The organism is Chryseobacterium sp. MMS23-Vi53 (genome assembly GCF_047651245.1).
Lineage (GTDB): Bacteria > Bacteroidota > Bacteroidia > Flavobacteriales > Weeksellaceae > Chryseobacterium.
In genome coordinates this window covers 3,342,816-3,361,696 of record NZ_CP180265.1, presented here as the reverse complement: position 1 = coordinate 3,361,696, position 18,881 = coordinate 3,342,816, and the positions used below count along the sequence as shown (strand labels likewise).

At 31.5% G+C, this 18,881-nt stretch carries 14 protein-coding genes; 10 read left to right on the top strand and 4 right to left on the bottom strand.

The window, feature by feature from the left end:
• Nucleotides 1-13: 13 nt before the first annotated feature.
• The 9 genes from ACKX2A_RS15070 (at nucleotide 14) to ACKX2A_RS15030 (ending at nucleotide 11,267) form a co-directional block, all read left to right on the top strand.
• Nucleotides 14-1,399: an NADH-quinone oxidoreductase subunit N gene (locus ACKX2A_RS15070; RefSeq protein WP_415325560.1), complete on the top strand. Its 1,386-nt coding sequence runs from the start codon at nucleotides 14-16 to the stop codon at nucleotides 1,397-1,399.
• Between the two features lie 418 nt (nucleotides 1,400-1,817).
• Complete coding sequence (locus ACKX2A_RS15065; RefSeq protein WP_415325559.1) at nucleotides 1,818-2,870, top strand: LysM peptidoglycan-binding domain-containing protein; 1,053 nt, start codon at nucleotides 1,818-1,820, stop codon at nucleotides 2,868-2,870.
• 36 nt (nucleotides 2,871-2,906) lie between these two features.
• Nucleotides 2,907-3,719: a PAAR-like protein gene (locus ACKX2A_RS15060; RefSeq protein WP_415325558.1), complete on the top strand. Its 813-nt coding sequence runs from the start codon at nucleotides 2,907-2,909 to the stop codon at nucleotides 3,717-3,719.
• Between the two features lie 19 nt (nucleotides 3,720-3,738).
• Nucleotides 3,739-5,913 carry a M23 family metallopeptidase gene (locus ACKX2A_RS15055; protein WP_415325557.1) on the top strand — a complete coding sequence of 725 codons (2,175 nt, stop codon included), beginning with the start codon at nucleotides 3,739-3,741 and terminating at the stop codon, nucleotides 5,911-5,913.
• A gap of 10 nt (nucleotides 5,914-5,923) precedes the next feature.
• A complete protein-coding gene (locus tag ACKX2A_RS15050) occupies nucleotides 5,924-6,718 on the top strand; it encodes a hypothetical protein (protein WP_415325556.1) in 795 nt (264 codons plus the stop codon).
• A 31-nt stretch (nucleotides 6,719-6,749) separates the two neighbouring features.
• The gene (locus ACKX2A_RS15045) at nucleotides 6,750-7,667 is read left to right on the top strand and encodes a hypothetical protein (protein WP_415325555.1); all 918 of its coding nucleotides are present in this window, start codon (nucleotides 6,750-6,752) and stop codon (nucleotides 7,665-7,667) included.
• A 21-nt stretch (nucleotides 7,668-7,688) separates the two neighbouring features.
• Nucleotides 7,689-8,639 carry a hypothetical protein gene (locus tag ACKX2A_RS15040; RefSeq protein ID WP_415325554.1) on the top strand — a complete coding sequence of 317 codons (951 nt, stop codon included), beginning with the start codon at nucleotides 7,689-7,691 and terminating at the stop codon, nucleotides 8,637-8,639.
• The gene (locus tag ACKX2A_RS15035; protein WP_415325553.1) at nucleotides 8,636-8,866 is read left to right on the top strand and encodes a hypothetical protein; all 231 of its coding nucleotides are present in this window, start codon (nucleotides 8,636-8,638) and stop codon (nucleotides 8,864-8,866) included. Before ACKX2A_RS15040 ends, ACKX2A_RS15035 begins: the two co-directional genes overlap by 4 nt.
• Before the next feature lie 160 nt (nucleotides 8,867-9,026).
• Nucleotides 9,027-11,267: a GAF domain-containing protein gene (locus ACKX2A_RS15030; RefSeq protein WP_415325552.1), complete on the top strand. Its 2,241-nt coding sequence runs from the start codon at nucleotides 9,027-9,029 to the stop codon at nucleotides 11,265-11,267.
• A gap of 3 nt (nucleotides 11,268-11,270) precedes the next feature.
• On the opposite strand, the gene ACKX2A_RS15025 is transcribed toward ACKX2A_RS15030, so the two are convergent.
• Together ACKX2A_RS15025 and ACKX2A_RS15020 are read right to left on the bottom strand one after the other, a co-directional pair.
• A complete protein-coding gene (locus ACKX2A_RS15025) occupies nucleotides 11,271-12,185 on the bottom strand; it encodes a bestrophin family protein (protein ID WP_415325551.1) in 915 nt (304 codons plus the stop codon).
• A 9-nt stretch (nucleotides 12,186-12,194) separates the two neighbouring features.
• Nucleotides 12,195-13,370 carry a Pycsar system effector family protein gene (locus tag ACKX2A_RS15020; protein WP_415325550.1) on the bottom strand — a complete coding sequence of 392 codons (1,176 nt, stop codon included), beginning with the start codon at nucleotides 13,368-13,370 and terminating at the stop codon, nucleotides 12,195-12,197.
• A 38-nt stretch (nucleotides 13,371-13,408) separates the two neighbouring features.
• Here ACKX2A_RS15020 and ACKX2A_RS15015 point away from each other — a divergent pair, with 38 nt between their 5' ends.
• Complete coding sequence (locus tag ACKX2A_RS15015) at nucleotides 13,409-17,116, top strand: metallophosphoesterase (RefSeq protein WP_415325549.1); 3,708 nt, start codon at nucleotides 13,409-13,411, stop codon at nucleotides 17,114-17,116.
• A gap of 67 nt (nucleotides 17,117-17,183) precedes the next feature.
• On the opposite strand, the gene ACKX2A_RS15010 is transcribed toward ACKX2A_RS15015, so the two are convergent.
• On the bottom strand, nucleotides 17,184-17,972 hold the full coding sequence (locus ACKX2A_RS15010; protein ID WP_415325548.1) for a hypothetical protein: 789 nt from the start codon (nucleotides 17,970-17,972) through the stop codon (nucleotides 17,184-17,186).
• A gap of 42 nt (nucleotides 17,973-18,014) precedes the next feature.
• Nucleotides 18,015-18,881 carry a hypothetical protein gene (locus tag ACKX2A_RS15005; protein ID WP_415325547.1) on the bottom strand — a complete coding sequence of 289 codons (867 nt, stop codon included), beginning with the start codon at nucleotides 18,879-18,881 and terminating at the stop codon, nucleotides 18,015-18,017.

The following is an 18,881-nucleotide window of genomic DNA, read 5'->3' as shown; positions in this document are numbered from 1 at the left end:
GATATTTTAAAAAATGAGTGTTTTAATTATTGTTTTCCTAACGGCAGTTGTTGCGTTATTTTCAGGAGTTTTTGAACAAGGGAAATTCGCAAGATACATTGGGATTTTGGGATTAATCATCGCATTATGGGTAAGTTTTATGCCGGAATGTGCTTTCTTCGGACAGTACAGACATATGTATGACTACACAGCCAATACTGCGTTATTCACTAAAATATCAATCGTAACTACATTATTATTATTCTTTTTGGGAGGTTTTGCGTTCAGCAATCACAGAAGCCACCAATCTGAATTATATGCATTAATGCTTTTTGCATTGTGCGGTGGAATTATCCTTTTCGGATATCAAAACTTAGTAACGTTATTCCTAGGAGTTGAAATCCTTTCTATTCCTTTATATGTAATGGCGGGAGCTAACAAAACTGATTTAAGATCAAACGAAGCTTCAATTAAATATTTCCTAATGGGTGCATTCGCGACAGGTTTCTTGTTGTTCGGTATTGCATTTATCTACGGAAGTGTTGGAAGTTTCGATTTATATAAAATCCAGGATTTTGGAGTTTCAAATCCGAAAGATGTAATGTTCATCCTAGGAGTTTTATTGATTCTTTGTGCATTGGCATTCAAAGTAGCATTAGCGCCTTTCCACATGTGGAGTCCTGATGTTTATTATGGAGCACCTTCATTGATCACCGCTTTCATGGCGAGTGTTGTAAAAATCTCAGGATTTTTCGCATTATTCAGATTAATGACGATCGGATTCGGAGGTGTTACAGAAGAATGGATCAATGTTTTTGGAGTATTCTTAATTATCACATTGCTTTTGGCAAATGTTATGGGTCTTGCTCAGACAAATGCAAAAAGAATGTTGGCATACTCTTCGGTTTCTCACGCAGGATACATCGGGTTGGTGTTCTTCGGAATGACAAGCCTTTCTACTTATAATTTAGCGTTCTATTTATTTGCTTACGCTTTATCAACAGTAGGAGTTTTTATGTGTTTGATCTATGTTGAAAAACTGAAAAGAGAAACGTCTTTCGGTGCTTTCAAAGGATTGGCTAAAACAGAACCTTTACTGGCAACAGTAGCGGCAATTTCTATGCTTTCAATGGCAGGAGTTCCGTTAACAGCTGGTTTTATGGGGAAATTTGCTTTATTCTCTCAGGCAATGAACTCAACACATGGAGTTTTCTTGGTATTGGTTGCAGTTTTAGGTTCTGCAGTATCTATCGCTTACTATTTGAGATTAATTATTTCAATGTTTTTCTATAAAGAAAGTACATTCAAATCTTCAGAAAAAGTAACGCTTACTTACAATATTGTTGGTGTAGTCGTTATCGCTTCGGTAATTATTTTAGGAGTTGCTCCTGATTTATTTGCTAAAGTGTTTGGATTATAAGATTCAACATTAAAATTTATATAGAAGCACAACTCTTTTGGGTTGTGCTTTTTTTTATGAAGTATCTTTAAATTTTTATTGTAAATTTTGTTGACTTTTTTAACTAAAATTTATATAAATGTCTGCGACCCTAGCCCCGATTGAAGCATTTGTTTGAGCTCATTTTTTTGGGTTTTGGCGCAGCAGCAAAGCTGCCGCGCCAAAACCCAAAAAAAATAGCGAGTGCGGAAAGCGGGATTAAGCTTCAAATAAAATTAAAAAAAATAAAATCTAAATATCAATTATTTTTATAAATTTGAACAAAACACAAACAAATGAAAAACATCACTTTTCAAAAGGGTCTCCTTTTGAGGATTTCCCAAACAACATTTTTTCTTTTTGATTCCAGACAAGTTTCAATTAAAAAACCTTTATTGATATGAGATTTTATTTACAAAGTCATATCGTAAAGAAAGGTGAAACTCTAGAGCAGATTGCAAACCATTATCAGATTTCTGACATTGAATTGTTGAAATATTTTCATCATCTTCATGTTCCGAGAGATAAAAACCATATCAGCTCTACTCTATTTGAGGGGCAGGAAATTTTTATTCCGGATCAAAAAGATATTGAGGAAATTTTAGATCGACGAAAACAAAATGTAAACAACAGAAAAAATCAGGCAAATCTGTCCATTCAAAATGGATTATTGCTTCCGAATTTTTCACAAATCAATCATACGTATAAAGTCTTGATAAAAGATCTTATTGATGAACAAATTCAAAATGAAACGGAGTTTGATATTTCTATTAAATATCTCGGTCAGGAAAATGGACTTTATCTTTTCCAATTCATTAAAGAATCTGTTTTATTAAATGGCAAAACCCCAGATTTAAAAACTTATGAACTTGCAGCTGAATGTTCGTCTCTTTTTTCAAATATCGAATTTGAAATCAATAGTCATGGAAAGGTTGAGAATATTAAAAATTATTATAAAATCTTGCCGAACTGGAAGAGATCCAGAGATCAGTTATTGAAAAAATACGATGACGAAAATTCCATCCAATACATTGATGAATTCGATAAAACTGTCGAAATAAAAGAATTGTTTTTGGAATATTTCCGACAGGATTTGTTTTTGCAGTTTTATTTTTCACCTTATTTTAAAACGTATTCTAAAAGTGAATTTGAAAATTCGGAGAGATTTTCATCTTATGATATTTTGTACCGCAATCATTACCTCATCGATGTATCGGAAAGCATTGAAATTACTCAAACTTCGGATTGTATTGATGAAAGAACTCAACAAAAAATTATCAATCAATTTAATGATAATAATGAAAACAATGAAGATGAATTATTGGAATCGAAAATTACAGCAACATATCATTTAAATAAAGAGAAAAAATTACTTCAAAAAGCTAATATTAAAATGGAATTACAGCTTTACATCGCGAAAGAAATCACAGAAATTCAGATAGATATAAAATAATTTCACTATTTTTGGATTAACACAAATACGACACAAATGATAGAATACCAAGTCCAAAAAGGCGACACTTTAACGTCTCTTGCCGAAAAGCTAGGCTTACCAAATGCCTACACGCTGAAAATTTTCCACAATTTTAAAGGTCCAATCGAAAGAGGAATTGGAAGCGAGATTAAAGAAGGAATGATTCTTACGATTCCCGAACCTCATGAAGTAGATGATATTAATGCTAAAATTGCAAAGAAAACCGAGGACACCGAAAAGGCAAAAGTCGAGCATGGTTTTGAAAATAATTCTTCCAGTAATTCCGAAAACTCTGAGGATAAAAACCAACAAGAAAAAGAAGAGCAAAAAGAATCTAAAGAAAAATCTGCCGGAGAACACGACGGAAAACTTTTTGTGATCCAAAAAGGAAAAGCAATTTGCGATAAGGGAACGAAATTTCCCAATTTTAAAGTAACAAGTCATCAAAAACATTACATCAATAATAAAGAAGCTTCGAATGATTTTCTTGCTGTGACTAAAGATGACACACAGTTTAATCCGCCAACGGTTCCGTTTGGAAATTGTTCACTAAAGAATAATCAGCCTTGCAGTTTTGCTCCTGCCGGAAAATGGCAGAAGTTTTATAAAGATGTTCAGGTAATAGATCATCCCTTATTGACAGAAATCTCCGAACTTCAATGCAGCATCGGCGGAAAAATAAAAGTAATGGATCACGGACAAAGAACACAACTGACCAAACAGAATTTCAAAAATGCAAATCCGAAAGTGCATGGGTATATTAATCCGTTTGTGAATTTGAGGAAGTTTATTAATCAATTGGATGAACAAGATTTAGATGCTTATTAAAAAATAAAAACACAAAAACATGGCAAAAAGAAAATACAGTTTTCTCGCCGATGAAGATGAAAAATATGAACAGGAATATCAAAGAGAAATTGCCCACGAAAACAAATTAAAAGAAAATGAAATCAAAACTCAGCTTGCCAACAAAGGTAAACAGGGAGTTTCTATGGTTTCAGGAAACATCTCTCCTATTATTGGAGAATTAAATACCTATCACATTGTAGATTGGTATCCAGACACTCCTATAAAAGATCGAAATCCTGCAAATGTGACATGGGAACTTTTCAGAGAAAGACGAGGAGGAAAATTTACAACCACGCATATTAAAAAAGTTGGAATAAGCAGTTTTACTTTTGGACAAACCGCTTTGGGAGGAACTTTCCGACTGGAAGCTTATCTTCATCATCCAGAAGGTGGTGGATTAATTATTAAACCTAAAAATTCGAAGATTCCTAAAATCGGAAAAGTTGATCTTTATTATGTTGATGATAAAAAGGGTGACACTTTTAGTTTTTATGACAGATTAAGAGCTAAAGCACATACAACATCGATGTTTGGGAAAGAAATTGTTTTTACTTTATGGGAAGATGATGTGAAAGGTGATGGTCATGATGCGAAAAACGAGGCCATTGAAATGAAAACAGCATACGTTCAAGATAACGGCCTGGCTATGGTTGAATTTACCCTTACCAAAGCTTTAATGAAAAAAGCTATGAAAGGTGAAGCTCATGCTGAAGAGTTGGAATTTTATGTAACAGCAGAATACTACAAAGGTAAAATTCATGATTCTGAAAATGTGAATGTTAAAAATCCTTTATATTGGACTCCCGGCGTTGTTCCTGCACCAATTGGAACGAAAAAACCGGAGCGAAAACCAACCATAAAAGCCAAAAATTCTCCCGCAGAACAAAAGCCTATTTCCAAAAGAGAAGAGAAAAATATTTTGCTTCCACAAGCTAAAGATTATCTTCAACATGATTGGGCTGAAATTAAAGGAAAGGCTTTGAAGAATAAGGAGATTACTGTTTTTACAGATTATGGGAATTCTTTGGTGGGGGTGGAAAAGCAAGTAAAGGCAAGAGAGAAAAAAACTGATAAAGAGAAATTAATAATTTTTCCGTTACTAGTAAAACCAGAAAATGACAGTAAAAATAAATGGGGAAAAATAAGAAATTGGACAGCAAAGCAAGGTTCAAATATGACAACCTTCAATGCAAATAGAGATAAAGGTCGGAGAAAACATGCAGCTCGTGATTTATATACTAACCCACTAGAACCTGTTGTTGCAATAGCCGATGGTGTAGTACTAGATGTAAAACTATTTTATTGTGAAACAAGTCAAGTAAGTGTAAGGCATAAACTAAAAGATGGAAGAGATTTTATAATCCGATACGGAGAGCTCGATCCTAGTAGTATAAAAGTAAAAAAGGGAGATGAAATAAAACAGAAAAAAGAATTAGGAAAAACAGGAAAACTATTGAAAATAGTTAAAGAAAAAAGAATCCCTCTAATGGTATTAAATGATGATGTTGTTTTTATGCTTCATTTTGAACATTTTTCAGGAGCTTTAGGCTTTAATCTAAATTCAAATCCTCTTTCTAATTCTTCAACACCATACAATAGAAGAAACGATCTAATTGATTCTTTAGCAATACTTCAGGAAGGTTACAATAATTCATTTGGAGAAGAACCTGAAAATATTAATACAGAGCATAGAGAGTTTACGGAACATGACGCAAGACTGGCATTAATGAAAATATATCATATATATGATTTAGAAATGGCAAAAACAATAGAAATGATGTATAGATGGGAATGCTCCCATTTTAAATCTGATCAATATAAAATTTGTGGTGCACCAGGAATGGAAGTTTCAGGTGATAAGCAAGCCCCTAATTATGGTTGGGATAGTTCTTTGTATTCTTCATATCCAGAATATAAACCTGTAGGATTATGGGAAAGTTTCGAAAACGTAGGAATGAGTGGTAAAGGTGGTAATATACAGGTTAAGGATAGAAAAAAGAAATATATAAAGTTTCCTTCTGTAGAAGCTGGTATGATGTATATTGCAAATTTTATAAAACGTCATAATGGGAATGTTGGAAGATGGCATGCATTAGACAATTATCCTGAAGTTCAAAAAGCTTACGAAAAAAATATAAAGACATGTATTCCTAGAATTGTAAACAGCTTTTAAATAATATCAAATGAAAATCTACACATTAGTTATCTTATTTTTTTTACTAGGATGTAAAAAAAGTGATTCTCAAAATTTGAAACAAACACAGACTATAAGTCTTCACAATAACAATAATCTTACTGAAGAAAAGATTACCTGCTATGATATTATAAAAAAAATAGTTGAATCCAGTGATTTAAACCTTTCAATGTATAAAGGCAACTATAACATCAGAATTGAAAATATGCAGTCTGATAGTATTATCATACAAGTATATACGGAAAATAATTTATCCAATAATCCAAATAAAAAACAACTTGTTGAAAGCACAATTGCATGGCTAGCCTTTGTTCCTAAAAATAAAAAGTTAATTAACACAACTTCCAATCCACAAAATCCAATAAACTTAAAATACAAATATCTCAAATTAGATGAGCTATATAAAGTTTGTGGTATAGAATCCAAAGAAAATATTGTGGTTGATCAAAACGTTACAGCAGAGAGCAAGAAAGAAGATTGCAGGAAAATAGAAGTTGAGATGGGAAGCGGTGAGGAATGCATTATTAAAAATACTTTAATGATTGAAGTATATGAGGATTTGATAAAAAATAAAAAAATTGATGATTCAAATTTACTTATACCCAAATTACCTAATGCAAATAAAGAATTTAAAATAGGTAAGAGTGGCTTAATTTCGATCGAATATAGAATACAGGAAAGTAAAATACAAATATCTATGTTATATGAAGGGGGACTAACAGAAATTTTAATTGAACAAGAAGGTAAAAATGTTAAAAGAACTATAATTTATAATGCAGATTAATTATAATAAGAACAAAACTTGCATAATATTTATGGCTTCTCTTATCTTTTTTATTAGCTGTAAAAAAGATCCTAGTCCTTTTGATAAAAGGATAATGATAAAACAATTTAAATCTGATACAATACAACTAGAAGATAAAGATCAAGTAATATTTATAAATCCTACAACAGCTTATATTGATAGCTTAAAAAAATCATATAAAAATAAAGATGATTTTTACACGATGGCTGATGATGCTAATTTTTATAATGCCGAAGCAGGAGATTTTATTTTAAAAAACAGAGTAGATACTATTAATATTGAAAATAAAAATATTTTGAAGCTTGGACAAAAAGTTATTTCACTTTCAATGTATAAGCCTTGGACATTACTACTTTATCATAAAGGGAAAAAGCCACTAAATATTTACCCAATAGATATTGAAAAAGAATTTTTTAATTATTTTGAAAAAGAAAATTCAGCAAGGAATAATATTAATGAAATACTTAAAAAAAATCATTTAAACTCTTCAAATATTATTTACAATAACGAAATAAAGAATGGTGATAATAATCTAAATATAATTATTATCGCAAAAGATGATAATTTTAAAAACATTGTATTTCTACAAAAAAGTAATGATAATTATTCACTTATTTTAAATAGTGATACTATTATTCCTTGTGAAGAATGTGGGAATGGTGGTGATACATTTTATGATTATAAAGTTAATAACGATATTCTTTCTTTTAGTTCTTCATATAAAACAAATGAAGATATTTATAACATAAATTTTACTTTTAAAAAACACAAAGAAAAAATTTTCTTATTAGATAATGTAACAATTTCCGAATCTAGAATAGGGGGATCAACTGGAAAGCACAGAATATTGAATAAAGATAACTTTGGAGAAATAGGTATTCAAGAATTTAATTATATGAATTTTATTTCAAATAATATTCTCAAATAGGAAATGGAAAAATAGTATCAGATGAAAAAATTATATCTATATATTTTACTGCTAATTACTTTAATTTGTTGTAATGGACAAACCAATGATTTATCAAAAAACTTCAATACCCTCTCTGAATATTATTTTGACAAAGAACAAAAAATCCCAATGAAATTTAATTTGGATAAAAAAGGTGGTGGATATTCAGTTTATTATATTCCTAAAGAGAACCAACAAAAATATTACACTAATTTTCTCAAGACAAATAACATAAATCCAATAGAAGATGAATATAATGATACCTATTCTTATTCGGAAAAAGATAGAAAGAAAATAAACTTGTTACTGAAAAATAAATTAGTAGACGAACAAAACTATGATATTATTGGTCAATATATAGCTCCACAATATTTTAAATATGAGGATAATGATAACTATACAGTAGATTTCCCTTATACTATTAAATTCTATAAAAAAGAAGATAATAAATGGCTTTTCATTAAAGAAATTAGTATAAAAAATTATAATGATGATATGGCTTATTCAAAAAAAGAATTCATCAAATCATTATTAGTTGGAACAAATATTTCAAAAAATCAGAATTTAAATAAAGAAAAAAGACAAACAGTTGACTTATTAGAAAATTGGAAAGGAAAATACTCCTTAATATTAAATGAAAATAGTGATGATTGGAGAAATATACATGAAATAAGCCTTATAATTTCAAATGATTCTATCACTTATTCGGCAGAGGGGTTTCAGTTGTATGAATATTATATGCTAAAATCATCTACAAAAGACAGTCATTCATTAATTTTAAATTATTTAAAAGCATTAGACGATACAGAAAATGAACGTCATTTACAAAAGTCTAAAGATTTTGGAGCAATAACCTTTGATGGAAAAAATTACATTTGGGAAAGTCCGTATATTGATTTGAACTTTAATGACGGTAAAAAACGGAAATATATTATTAAAAAATCTCAATGAAGCTAATAATTTCAATTCTTACAATTATTGGCTTACAAAATTGTAAAGAGCAAAATACAGACCCTCATGGAAATTGTAAAGGTAGTTTTTTAAGATTAAAGGAAGAGTCTGCCGATCCTAGAGGTTGGGCAAATGTTAATCTAAATATTAATAAAGATTCTATAAGTTTTCATATTTTTAGTTATGTTGAAGAAAAATTATTCAATTTCTCAGAAAATTCAGACTAACTGACAACAATCACCTCATCCCACACAATAAAATAAAAAACCAAAATCCTAATATCCCTCTTTTTTCATAACTTTACTTGAAATTTCACAGCTTTTGTCAAACCTCTATAAAAAGGACTCCCCGTTTCAACTTTATATTTCGTTCAAAAAATATTTGGATGTGCTCGAACATATTCGTTACAACGATCGATTGGAGTATCGTGTAAATTATGCACAATCTTTAATAGAAAAGACGAAAAATTTTCAGGAGCTTCGAGATGGATTTCAGGATACTTCCTTGTTGGAAAAACATGAAGAACTCATTAGGTTAATTTTGGCGGATCTTTTCCCTACCGGACTGACAAACAATGAAATAAAAGCTGCAAGCATCCCACTTTCCAATATTACTTTCAATTATACCGAAAGGTTTACGAGTATTTTGAAAGATGCCGGAAAAGATTTTGAAATCGAGCTCAGAAATATTAATGATGACGAGTTTTATGTGTTTTGTTGCTGCTTAATTCTACAGGCTTATTTCAAAAGAGATATTAGAAGTACAATTCCGTTTTATTATGATATTCCCAACAAACAGGGAATCATGAAGCATTATAAAATTACGGTAAATGCAGATTTTACTGAAATTTATCCGACAGAAAAAGCAAAAATCCCATCAGATGAAGTTTTGGATATGTTGCTTGAAAATCTTGATGATTTTAAATTGTGGAAGAAATATTTCCCATCAAAATCATGGATCTTAAAAGGTTTTTCCATAGTTTCTTTGGTGGATTGCACTTCTGAGGTAGCTTTATCAGATCTTAAATCGAGCATGATAAAAATTGATCCGGAAAATCTTTCGCCAGATGAGAATTTGGTAGAAATTTTTAAATCTTATTTTGATGTTGCTGAACTGAATTTCGGGTTAATGCTTTTCAATAAAAAAGATCAAAGACTTGAAAAACTTCCGATTTACGAAAACGTGTTTACCAATCATATTTTAGATTTTTGGATCAATACATTTGATGAGGAAACTAGAAAAAATACTTTCAATAATTTAAATAACAATCCCAAACCAATTGTTATTTCGAGTGTTGATAATCTGGATCATGAAATAAAATCCCAGCCGTCTTTTAATATTTTAAAAAGAAACGGAATCAATAGTTTCATGGTTATTCCGATTATGAAAGACAATGAATTACTGGCGATTATGGAATTTACTTCTCCGATTGCCAATAGTTTCAACGGATTGAAATTAAAGAAAATGGAGTTCTTTACCGATATGATTCTTTTCTCTCTCAACCGTTTTAGTTTTGAGAAAAATTATCAGATCGAAGCCATTATCCAGCGAGAATACACAACGATTCACGACAGTGTTGTCTGGAAATTCAGAAACGAAGCAGAGAAATATTTCAATGCTTCTCTGGCAAAAAAAATATACACATTAAAACAGATTTCATTTAAAAATCTTACGCCGCTTTTTGGCTTTTCAGATATTCGTTCTTCCTCGGAAAAACGGTATAATTTAATGCTTGAAGATCTCAATCAGCAAATTGATTGTCTTCACGGAATTTTTTCATTATTAGAATCCGATTCGGAAAAATATTTATTAGCATTAGATATTTTTGAAAATGAATTAAATAATGAAATTAAAGCCGACAGCGAACAGCGCTTTCAAAGGTTATTGAGAGAAGAAATTCATCCATTTTTACAGGCAAAACTGGAGATTAAATCTTCGAGCGAGGTTAAGGCGAAAATCAAAGATTATTTTACACAAGTTTTTACTCAAAATGATCTTTTTTATGGAAACAGAAAAAGCCTTGATGATTCCATCACACTAGTTAACAGAAAGTTAGCGGATTTATTGGATGAAGGACAAGTAAAGGCGCAACAGATTTTTCCACACTATTACGAAAGATTTAAGTCTGATGGCGTTGAACATAATTTATACACTGGTCAGAATATAGCTCCCGAGCTTCATTATCATTCAAAAGTAGTTCACAAATTGAGATATTGGCAATTGAAAACGATCTGTAATATGGAACAGGAATTCCAAAGTTTTAAGAAAGATCTTCCTATTAATTTGGATATTGCATCATTAATTTTCGTTTATAATGAAAAACTTGACATCCGTTTCCGAATGGATGAGAAACGTTTTGATGTGGATGGTGCATTTAATTCTTATTATGAGATTATTAAAAAACGTTTGGATAAGGCTCATGTAAAAGATTCTAATGACAGAATTACATGTCCCGGAAAAATTACGATCGTTTATTTCGGAATGGAAAATCAAAGAGAATATCTTGAATATATCAATAAACTTCAGAAAAAAGGGGTTCTTCAAAACGATACCGAATTTTTGAAAGTCGAAGATTTACAAGGAATTACAGGACTTCTTGCATTGAGGGTTTCAATTGCTCAGGCTTAATGCTTAATCAATAAAATAAGAATCAGGCTTTTTCAATTCACCTTGTGGAATTTTGGCCTGTTCGAAAATCGAAAATTCAATGGTTCTGCAGATGCTATTTAAAGCCAAATCATTTTCTTCTTCACCAAAGGGTTCACCAATTTCCTGAATAATTGCATCCAAAGCGATAAAGGTATAACTGATTAAACCAACAATCAAAGGCATCATCCAACCCAACGTATCGACCAATCCGAAAGGCAGCCAAAAGCAGTAAAAATAAACAGTTCGATGCAGCAAAACGCTGTAAGCAAAAGGCAAAGGCGTATTGTAAATCCTTTCACAACCACCCGAAATACTGGAAAACTGATTCAGTTGATGATCGATTTGAGTTAAAACAATAGTATCAATATTTCCTTTTCGGTTTTGTTCTTTCACCCAATCTGCAATAAAACCTAATATTATACTGGGAACAAATTTTTTATCCTTTAGTTCCTCGACCTGCTTCGTAGAAAGCAGTCTGGAGAGATGTTCTGTTCCGGATTTATCCCTTAACTGATAATTTAATGACCAAGAAAACGCAGAAATTATTTTTACAACCTTCTGCTTTTCTTCGTTTGAAACTCCGTCTATCAAAGAAAAAATTTGTCTTGTCAATGATCTTGTTTCGATGACTAACAATCCCCAAAGTTTCCGACCTTCCCAATAACGATCATAGCTCGCAGAATTACAAAATCCCATGAAAATCGCTAATGCCAGACCAATTAATGTAAAAATCGTAGGGTTAAGATGAACTTTATAATCGAAAATTTTCCCCTTAAAAAAGTAAATCGCCAAAGAAAACAACGTAATGGTAACAAGCTGAACAATGATTTTCTTCAACACAGAACCTCTCCATATAAAAAGCATTTTCAGCCAATTGGTACGCTGTCTTACAATCATATTTAAAATTTAAAGTGAAAGAAAAGCATAACCGAAAGATAATACCGAAATAATAATTCCAGCCATAAAAATTTGATACGTTATCGACAAAAGCCTGTATTTTCTGTCAAGCACTTTACCCAAATAATATAAATCTTTCACCATCGAATCGTAAATATAATCACGATCCTTGATTAAAATATTCATCGCACTTTGATAATCGTCGAAAATCATTCTATTAAAATTACCAAAAAACAAAAGATTTACTTTTCTGTCTTCAACATCTTTCGCCGTGAATCTTGCTTTTGTCACATTAGGTTTTGTAGATAAAATTGCAAAAATAATCGTTAAAACCGCCGATAACAAAAGAATAAAACTCGGAATAATTAAATGTGAATTTTTCGGAGTATCCAATTTAGGAACCAAAACAGAAAGGCAAACCGAAATAATAATCGCATTTACAGACAATAAGATATTCGCTTTGCTATCTGCAATATCGCTCAGTCTAGTATGATTACTCAATGTGACTCTGAACAAAGTATCGACACTTCTGTCAGATTTTGGTTCTTTTTCTTTTTTGGATTCTTTAGACTCAGAACTTTCTTTTTTATTATCCTCTTTTTCTAATTTTTTCTCGATCTTCTTAATATTTTTCTCTTTTAGAGGCTGCCAAGCTGTCTTTGCATAATCTGTATAAAATTTATGCTTATTTTTCAGCATATCAAGATTTCCGGCATTCCATTCATCGTTGGAGAAACATCTTACATTGGTCAACTCCCACTCTTTTCTCAAAGCATCGGAAATATCGTTGTAATCGTGACCCGCAAAGTGGCTGCAATCCGCATCTTTCACAATTTGTTCTAAAAGATTCTGAGGTTCATAAGTAATTTTTGTTGCTAAAATTAATTTAGAAACATCCTCAATATAATTTTCAGGGTAATTTTCTTTTTGTAGAAAATCTTTCATAATCTTCACACCCTCTTCTTCATGATCTTTGGCACACTCTATGTAGCCACTATCATGAAACCAAAGAGCCAACAACACCTTTTCCTGATCTTCTGTGGAAACGGGTGTGTTTCTCATTATTTCTTCTGCTTTATTTACAGTGTACGTAGTATGTATAAAATTATGATAAAAATATACCGAAGATAACCTATCTTTGAATAAGATTTCAACATAATCTTTGGCTTTGTGTAAAATATTCATCACCGAAATTTTGTTAATGTAAATTTATGAATTTATCCTTGAAAACTCATCTAAAAAATACTTCTGTTGTTATCAGAGTCGCATTGTCCGCTGGAGTTCTCTATTCCTGCGCAACATATAACGTAAAAAAGGGTAAAAACTTATCTGAAATAAAAAATTCTGATATAAAATCCGAAAATGACTTTAAAATTTTCTTAGTTGGTGATGCGGGAAATGCAGATGAACTTCAAGCTCAGAATACATTAAATTTATTGAAAGGGCAACTAGAAACGGCCGACAAAAATTCGATGCTGATCTTTTTAGGTGATAATATCTATCCTTCCGGAATGCCGAAAGAGTCATCAGATAAAGACTATGATTTAGCCAAACAAAAAATGGAAAATCAGTTGGCTATTGTTAAGAATTTCAAAGGAAAAACATTGGTTATTCCAGGAAATCATGATTGGTACAATGGTCTTGACGGATTGAAAGCACAAGAAGAATTTGTAAAAAATTATTTGAACGATAAAAAAGCCTTTCTACCAAAAAATTCATGTCCGATTGATGATATTAATTTGACGAAAGATGTAAAATTAATCGTTATTGATACCGAATGGGCATTGGTAAACTGGGACAAATATCCCGGAATCAATAAAAATTGTGACATCAAAACCAGAGAAGATTTTTTCGATGAATTTAAGAATTTAATTAATAAAAATCAGGACAAAAGAATCATTGTTGCATTGCATCATCCGGTGATAAGCAGCGGAGTTCATGCAGGTTACAATTCTGCAAAAGCTCATCTTTTTCCATTTAAAAGTAAAGTCCCAGTTCCGGGTGTTGCAAGTCTCTTAAATGTATTGAGAAGCTCGTCGGGAGCAAGTCCAGAAGATATTAATAATCAGCACTATGCTGATTTATCCAATAGATTAAAAAGTATTGTTCAGGAAAAAGAAAATATCATTTTTGTTTCCGGACACGACCATAATTTACAATATCACGAAGACAGAAATATTCGCCAAATCATAAGCGGAGCCGGCTCAAAAGTTGATCCTTCCACGATTGGAGAAAGAACCGATTTTTCTTTCGGAGGAAGTGGTTTTGCTGTTTTAAATATCAGAAAAGATCAAAGTTCTGACGTTGAATATTTTTCTACAAAAAACAATAATTTAGAAAAAATTTCCCAGATTCAGGTTATTGAAAAACCTAAAGAATTTGTCAACAATTATCCAAACACTTTTCCTTCAACAGTTTCATCTACAATTTATCCTAAAAAATTAACAGAAAAAGGAAAGTTTTACAGATGGCTTTGGGGAGAGCACTATAGAAAATATTATGGAATGCCGATTGAAGCTCCGACGGCCAATATTTCTACGCTTGATGGAGGTTACACTCCGTTTAGAGAAGGCGGTGGAAATCAATCGAATAGTTTAAGATTGAAAGCTCAGGACGGACAGGAATTTGTAATGCGTGGTGTGAAAAAAAGTGCAGTTCGCTTTTTGAATAATATGGCTTTCAAAAAAAGCACTTTCGGAAATGAATTAAACAACACTTTCCCGGAAAAATTCCTTCTTGATTTTTATACTACAAATCATCCTTTTACGCCGTTTTCTGTTGGAAATATGGCAGATAAACTTAATCTTTTTCATAGTAATCCAAGATTGTATTACATTCCTAAACAACAGGCTTTGGGAGAATACAACATCAATTATGGTGATGAAATGTATATGATTGAGGAACGCTTTTCTTCTGATCCAAAAACCTTGGCTTCACTTGATAACGCAAAAGATATAGTTTCAACAGATGATGTTCTGAAAAATTTTAATAAAAATTATAAATATTCGGTAGATCAGGAAACTTATATCAGAGCAAGGATTTTTGATATGCTGATTGGCGACTGGGACAGACACTCCGATCAATGGAAATGGGCTGAATATAAGGATGGTGACAAGGTAACTTACAAACCGATTCCGAGAGACAGAGATCAGGCTTTTAGTAAATATGACGGTGCTGCTTTCAAAATTATCATGAATATTCCGGCAATTCGTCATATGAAGACTTTTAAAGATGATATTAAAAGTGTAAAATGGTTGGCAATGGAGCCTTATCCTCTAGATTTGGTTTTCCTAAAAGGCTCTACGGAAGCGGAATGGATTGCCCAGGCAAAATATATTCAGGAACATTTGACGGATAAAGATATTGATGAAGCTTTTGCCAATTTACCAAAAGAAGTAAAGGATGAAACAATTGTTGATATTCAGCGAAAATTAAAATTAAGAAAGACAAAATTAGAAATTTACGCTTCGCAATATTATAATGTTTTACAGAAAAAAGTTCCGTTGGCTGGAACCGTAAATCCTGATAAATTTGTGATTACAAAAACAGGAAATACAGTCAATGTAAAGCAATATAAATTAGACAAAAAACAAGAAAATCCTGAACTGGTTTTTGAAAAAACATACGATGATTCAAAAACAAAAGAACTTTGGATCTATGGACTTGAAGATGATGATATTTATGAAGTTTCCGGTGATGGAAAACCTAAAATGAATATTCGTCTAATTGGTGGCTACAATAATGACACCTATAATGTTGCCAATGGAAGCAAAGTAAAAATTTACGATTTTAAATCTCAAAAAAATACATACAATACCCACGGAGCGACGAAAAATATTTCTGATGACTATGACATCAATACCTATAATTATAAGCATCCGAAATACAATTTTTTTGCCGGTTATCCGAATGCAGATTACAATCCGGATGATGGATTAATCCTTGGCGTTTTGACAAATTACACGCTGAATAATTTCATCCGTTCGCCTTACACCCAAAAACACAGCCTAAAGGTAAATTTTTATACCGCAACAGGAGGTTTTAATGCTGTTTATAAAGGAATTTTCAAGAAAGCGATTTCAAGTTGGGATTTCAATATTGATGCCGGATTTACGACTCCGAGATTTGCCGAAAACTTTTTCGGATTATCCAATGAAAGTGATTACGACAAAGAAGCTGTTGATAGAAAATTTAACCGAGCAAGAATTTCAAAAGTGAATTTTGCACCTTCAATTTCGAAGAAAAGCTGGTCGAATATTTTTAACCAATTTCAACTAACTTTTGAAAATAATAAAGTTCAGAGAAATGGAGATCGTTTTGTAGATCTTTCTCCGGATGTAAGACCTGAAGTTTTCGAAAATCAACAATTTACAGGAGCTAATTATACTTTTAGTTATAAAAATTTAGACAATGCAGCCTTCCCTACCTTGGGGATGGAATTTACTATAAATGCTGACTGGAAGACCAATCTTTCCAATTTTAACAGAAATTTTCTGATTTTAAGTGGAACTTTATCTTTAGACCACAGAATCGACAGCCGCGGAAATTTCGTTTTTGCTAATTCCAGCAACGGAATGTGGATCAGCAATAATAATTTTGAGTTCTATCAAGCAGCAGCAATCGGTGGAAACAATGGGATGAGAGCGTTCAGAAACGATAGATTTTCAGGAAGATCTTATTTTACCAACAACTCAGAAATTCGTTGGGATTTCGGAAGAGTTCGTAACAATATTATTCCTGCCAACATGGGAATTTTGATTGGCTATGATATCGGAAGAGTATGGAACGATCATGAAGATTCCAGAAAATGGCATCAGTCTGTTGGTGGTGGATTTTGGCTAAGTATCGTTGAAATGTTCTCTGCAAGACTGAATTATTTCTACGGAACAGACGGGGGAAGAATTTCCGGAGGTGTGGGAATGACTTTTTAATTTAATCGAAAAAAAATATTTAAACTGATTATAAAAAACCGCAGAAAATTTTCTCTGCGGTTTTTGTTTATAGAGGATGATATAATAACACCTGTCCGTTTGAATCATATTGATAGGTCCATTCTGACTTAAAATTCCCATTGGGAAAAGGATGTTGAGTATTCAACAACTCTGTAGTTCCTTCTATTTTTCTATAATTATTAGCTGATAAGCTCTTCTCATAAAAAGTCTCATTTATCAAGCTTAACTTTTTGAATGGGTTCTTTGCGTTATCGAAATTTGAATAATTGGTAATTGTTAATTTAGTTTCAACTCCACCAGATTTTTCCAATCTTTCGCTTTTAGTTAAATTTTTATTAGAATCAAAAAAATACTTAATAAGCTCTTCTCGATTCTTATTGTATATATCTTTGTAAATAGTTATTTTATCGGCTTCATAAGTATATTTTATTGAAGTAACAAGCTCATCATAAATATATAATTCTGATTTCTTAGGCCTGTTATTTTCAATTGTATAAATAATAACCTCGTGAGGATTATCCGAATATTCTAGTTTTACCTGATCATTGTTATAAGTTAATCCAGTAAATGTATCTGAATTAAATGTATCTGGAACCAGTACTGTTTGTGACTTCACATATTTACCATAAATTTTAATTAACCTACCATTATCATATAGACATCTAAAATAACCTCCTACAAGAAAGTTAGCATTAGTATAAGCATAAAAAGGTAATATTTTTTCAGGCTGCAAATCTTCCTGTTGTATATTATTTTGCTCCTCTAAAACATCATTAGAAGTACTACATGAAATTATAACTAAAGCAAAAAAAAGGTAAAATAGTTTTTTTATCATCATTATTGATTTTAAATTTCCGTAAAAATAATATTTATAAGGCTAAAACGAAAACTTGTAAACATTTCCTCCATTTTTTCCATCTTTTTCATCGGCAATCAGCAATGTTTTATCATCCACAAAAACAATCGCTTCTTTTTGAGAGTTGTGGTTTAACGGTATTTTCTGAATTTTTGTTTTACTAAAATCATTTGCTGCAAATCCAGTTAAAATCTGAATATTTTTATGATTTAATAAAATAATTTTATCTTTCGTACTGTTGATCGTTGCAGACGTTATCGCAGCATCGCTGTAACCACCCGAAAGCTTCAATTTACCTATTAATTTTGCTTCAAAATCCCCTTCTTTATTTGGAACCTGGAAAACCAGGAAAGTTCCGTCAAAACCTTTACTTCTGTTTTTCGTAAACAAATAAAAATTTCCATCAAATTCTACAAAAGCCTCACAATCGTACAACCAATTTGATTTTTTTGGAGGAAATTCAGTTTGCCCTTCATAATGAAATTTAGTCGTTTGAATTGCCTTTGTTGTTTTTTGAGAAGCGTCTTTTAAATCCAATTTTAAAATCGAAAGATTCTGCCTATTGTTATCATTATTCCCAAAATCTCCAATATAAATATTTCCCTGAGAATCTGCTGTAATGTCTTCCCAGTCGCTGTTTTCCGCGTTATCCACCAAAATATCCGCAATTTGCTTTCCTTGCAGATCTAAACCATAAACAACATTTTTGTTGCCCTGATCTTCAATTGCCCAGATCGTTTTTTTATCTTTAGACATGGCAATTCCGGAAACTTCCTTCAGTTTTTTGGGCAAAGAAAATTCCACTTTCAAATCATCTGTTTTCGATGAATCCTGAGCTTTTGGATTACAGCTCAACAAAAAAGCCGATAAAATAACAATGCGCAACAT

Excerpts from the sequence above, each read along its gene's own strand:
- ACKX2A_RS15035 (WP_415325553.1), top strand. The coding sequence starts at position 8,636 with ATGAAGCTAATAATTTCAATTCTTACAATTATTGGCTTACAAAATTGT.
- ACKX2A_RS15010 (WP_415325548.1), bottom strand. The coding sequence starts at position 17,972 with ATGATAAAAAAACTATTTTACCTTTTTTTTGCTTTAGTTATAATTTCA.
- ACKX2A_RS15050 (WP_415325556.1), top strand. The coding sequence starts at position 5,924 with ATGAAAATCTACACATTAGTTATCTTATTTTTTTTACTAGGATGTAAA.
- ACKX2A_RS15025 (WP_415325551.1), bottom strand. The coding sequence starts at position 12,185 with ATGATTGTAAGACAGCGTACCAATTGGCTGAAAATGCTTTTTATATGG.
- ACKX2A_RS15070 (WP_415325560.1), top strand. The coding sequence starts at position 14 with ATGAGTGTTTTAATTATTGTTTTCCTAACGGCAGTTGTTGCGTTATTT.
- ACKX2A_RS15060 (WP_415325558.1), top strand. The coding sequence starts at position 2,907 with ATGATAGAATACCAAGTCCAAAAAGGCGACACTTTAACGTCTCTTGCC.
- ACKX2A_RS15055 (WP_415325557.1), top strand. The coding sequence starts at position 3,739 with ATGGCAAAAAGAAAATACAGTTTTCTCGCCGATGAAGATGAAAAATAT.
- ACKX2A_RS15020 (WP_415325550.1), bottom strand. The coding sequence starts at position 13,370 with ATGAATATTTTACACAAAGCCAAAGATTATGTTGAAATCTTATTCAAA.
- ACKX2A_RS15005 (WP_415325547.1), bottom strand. The coding sequence starts at position 18,881 with ATGTTGCGCATTGTTATTTTATCGGCTTTTTTGTTGAGCTGTAATCCA.
- ACKX2A_RS15040 (WP_415325554.1), top strand. The coding sequence starts at position 7,689 with ATGAAAAAATTATATCTATATATTTTACTGCTAATTACTTTAATTTGT.
- ACKX2A_RS15065 (WP_415325559.1), top strand. The coding sequence starts at position 1,818 with ATGAGATTTTATTTACAAAGTCATATCGTAAAGAAAGGTGAAACTCTA.
- ACKX2A_RS15045 (WP_415325555.1), top strand. The coding sequence starts at position 6,750 with ATGGCTTCTCTTATCTTTTTTATTAGCTGTAAAAAAGATCCTAGTCCT.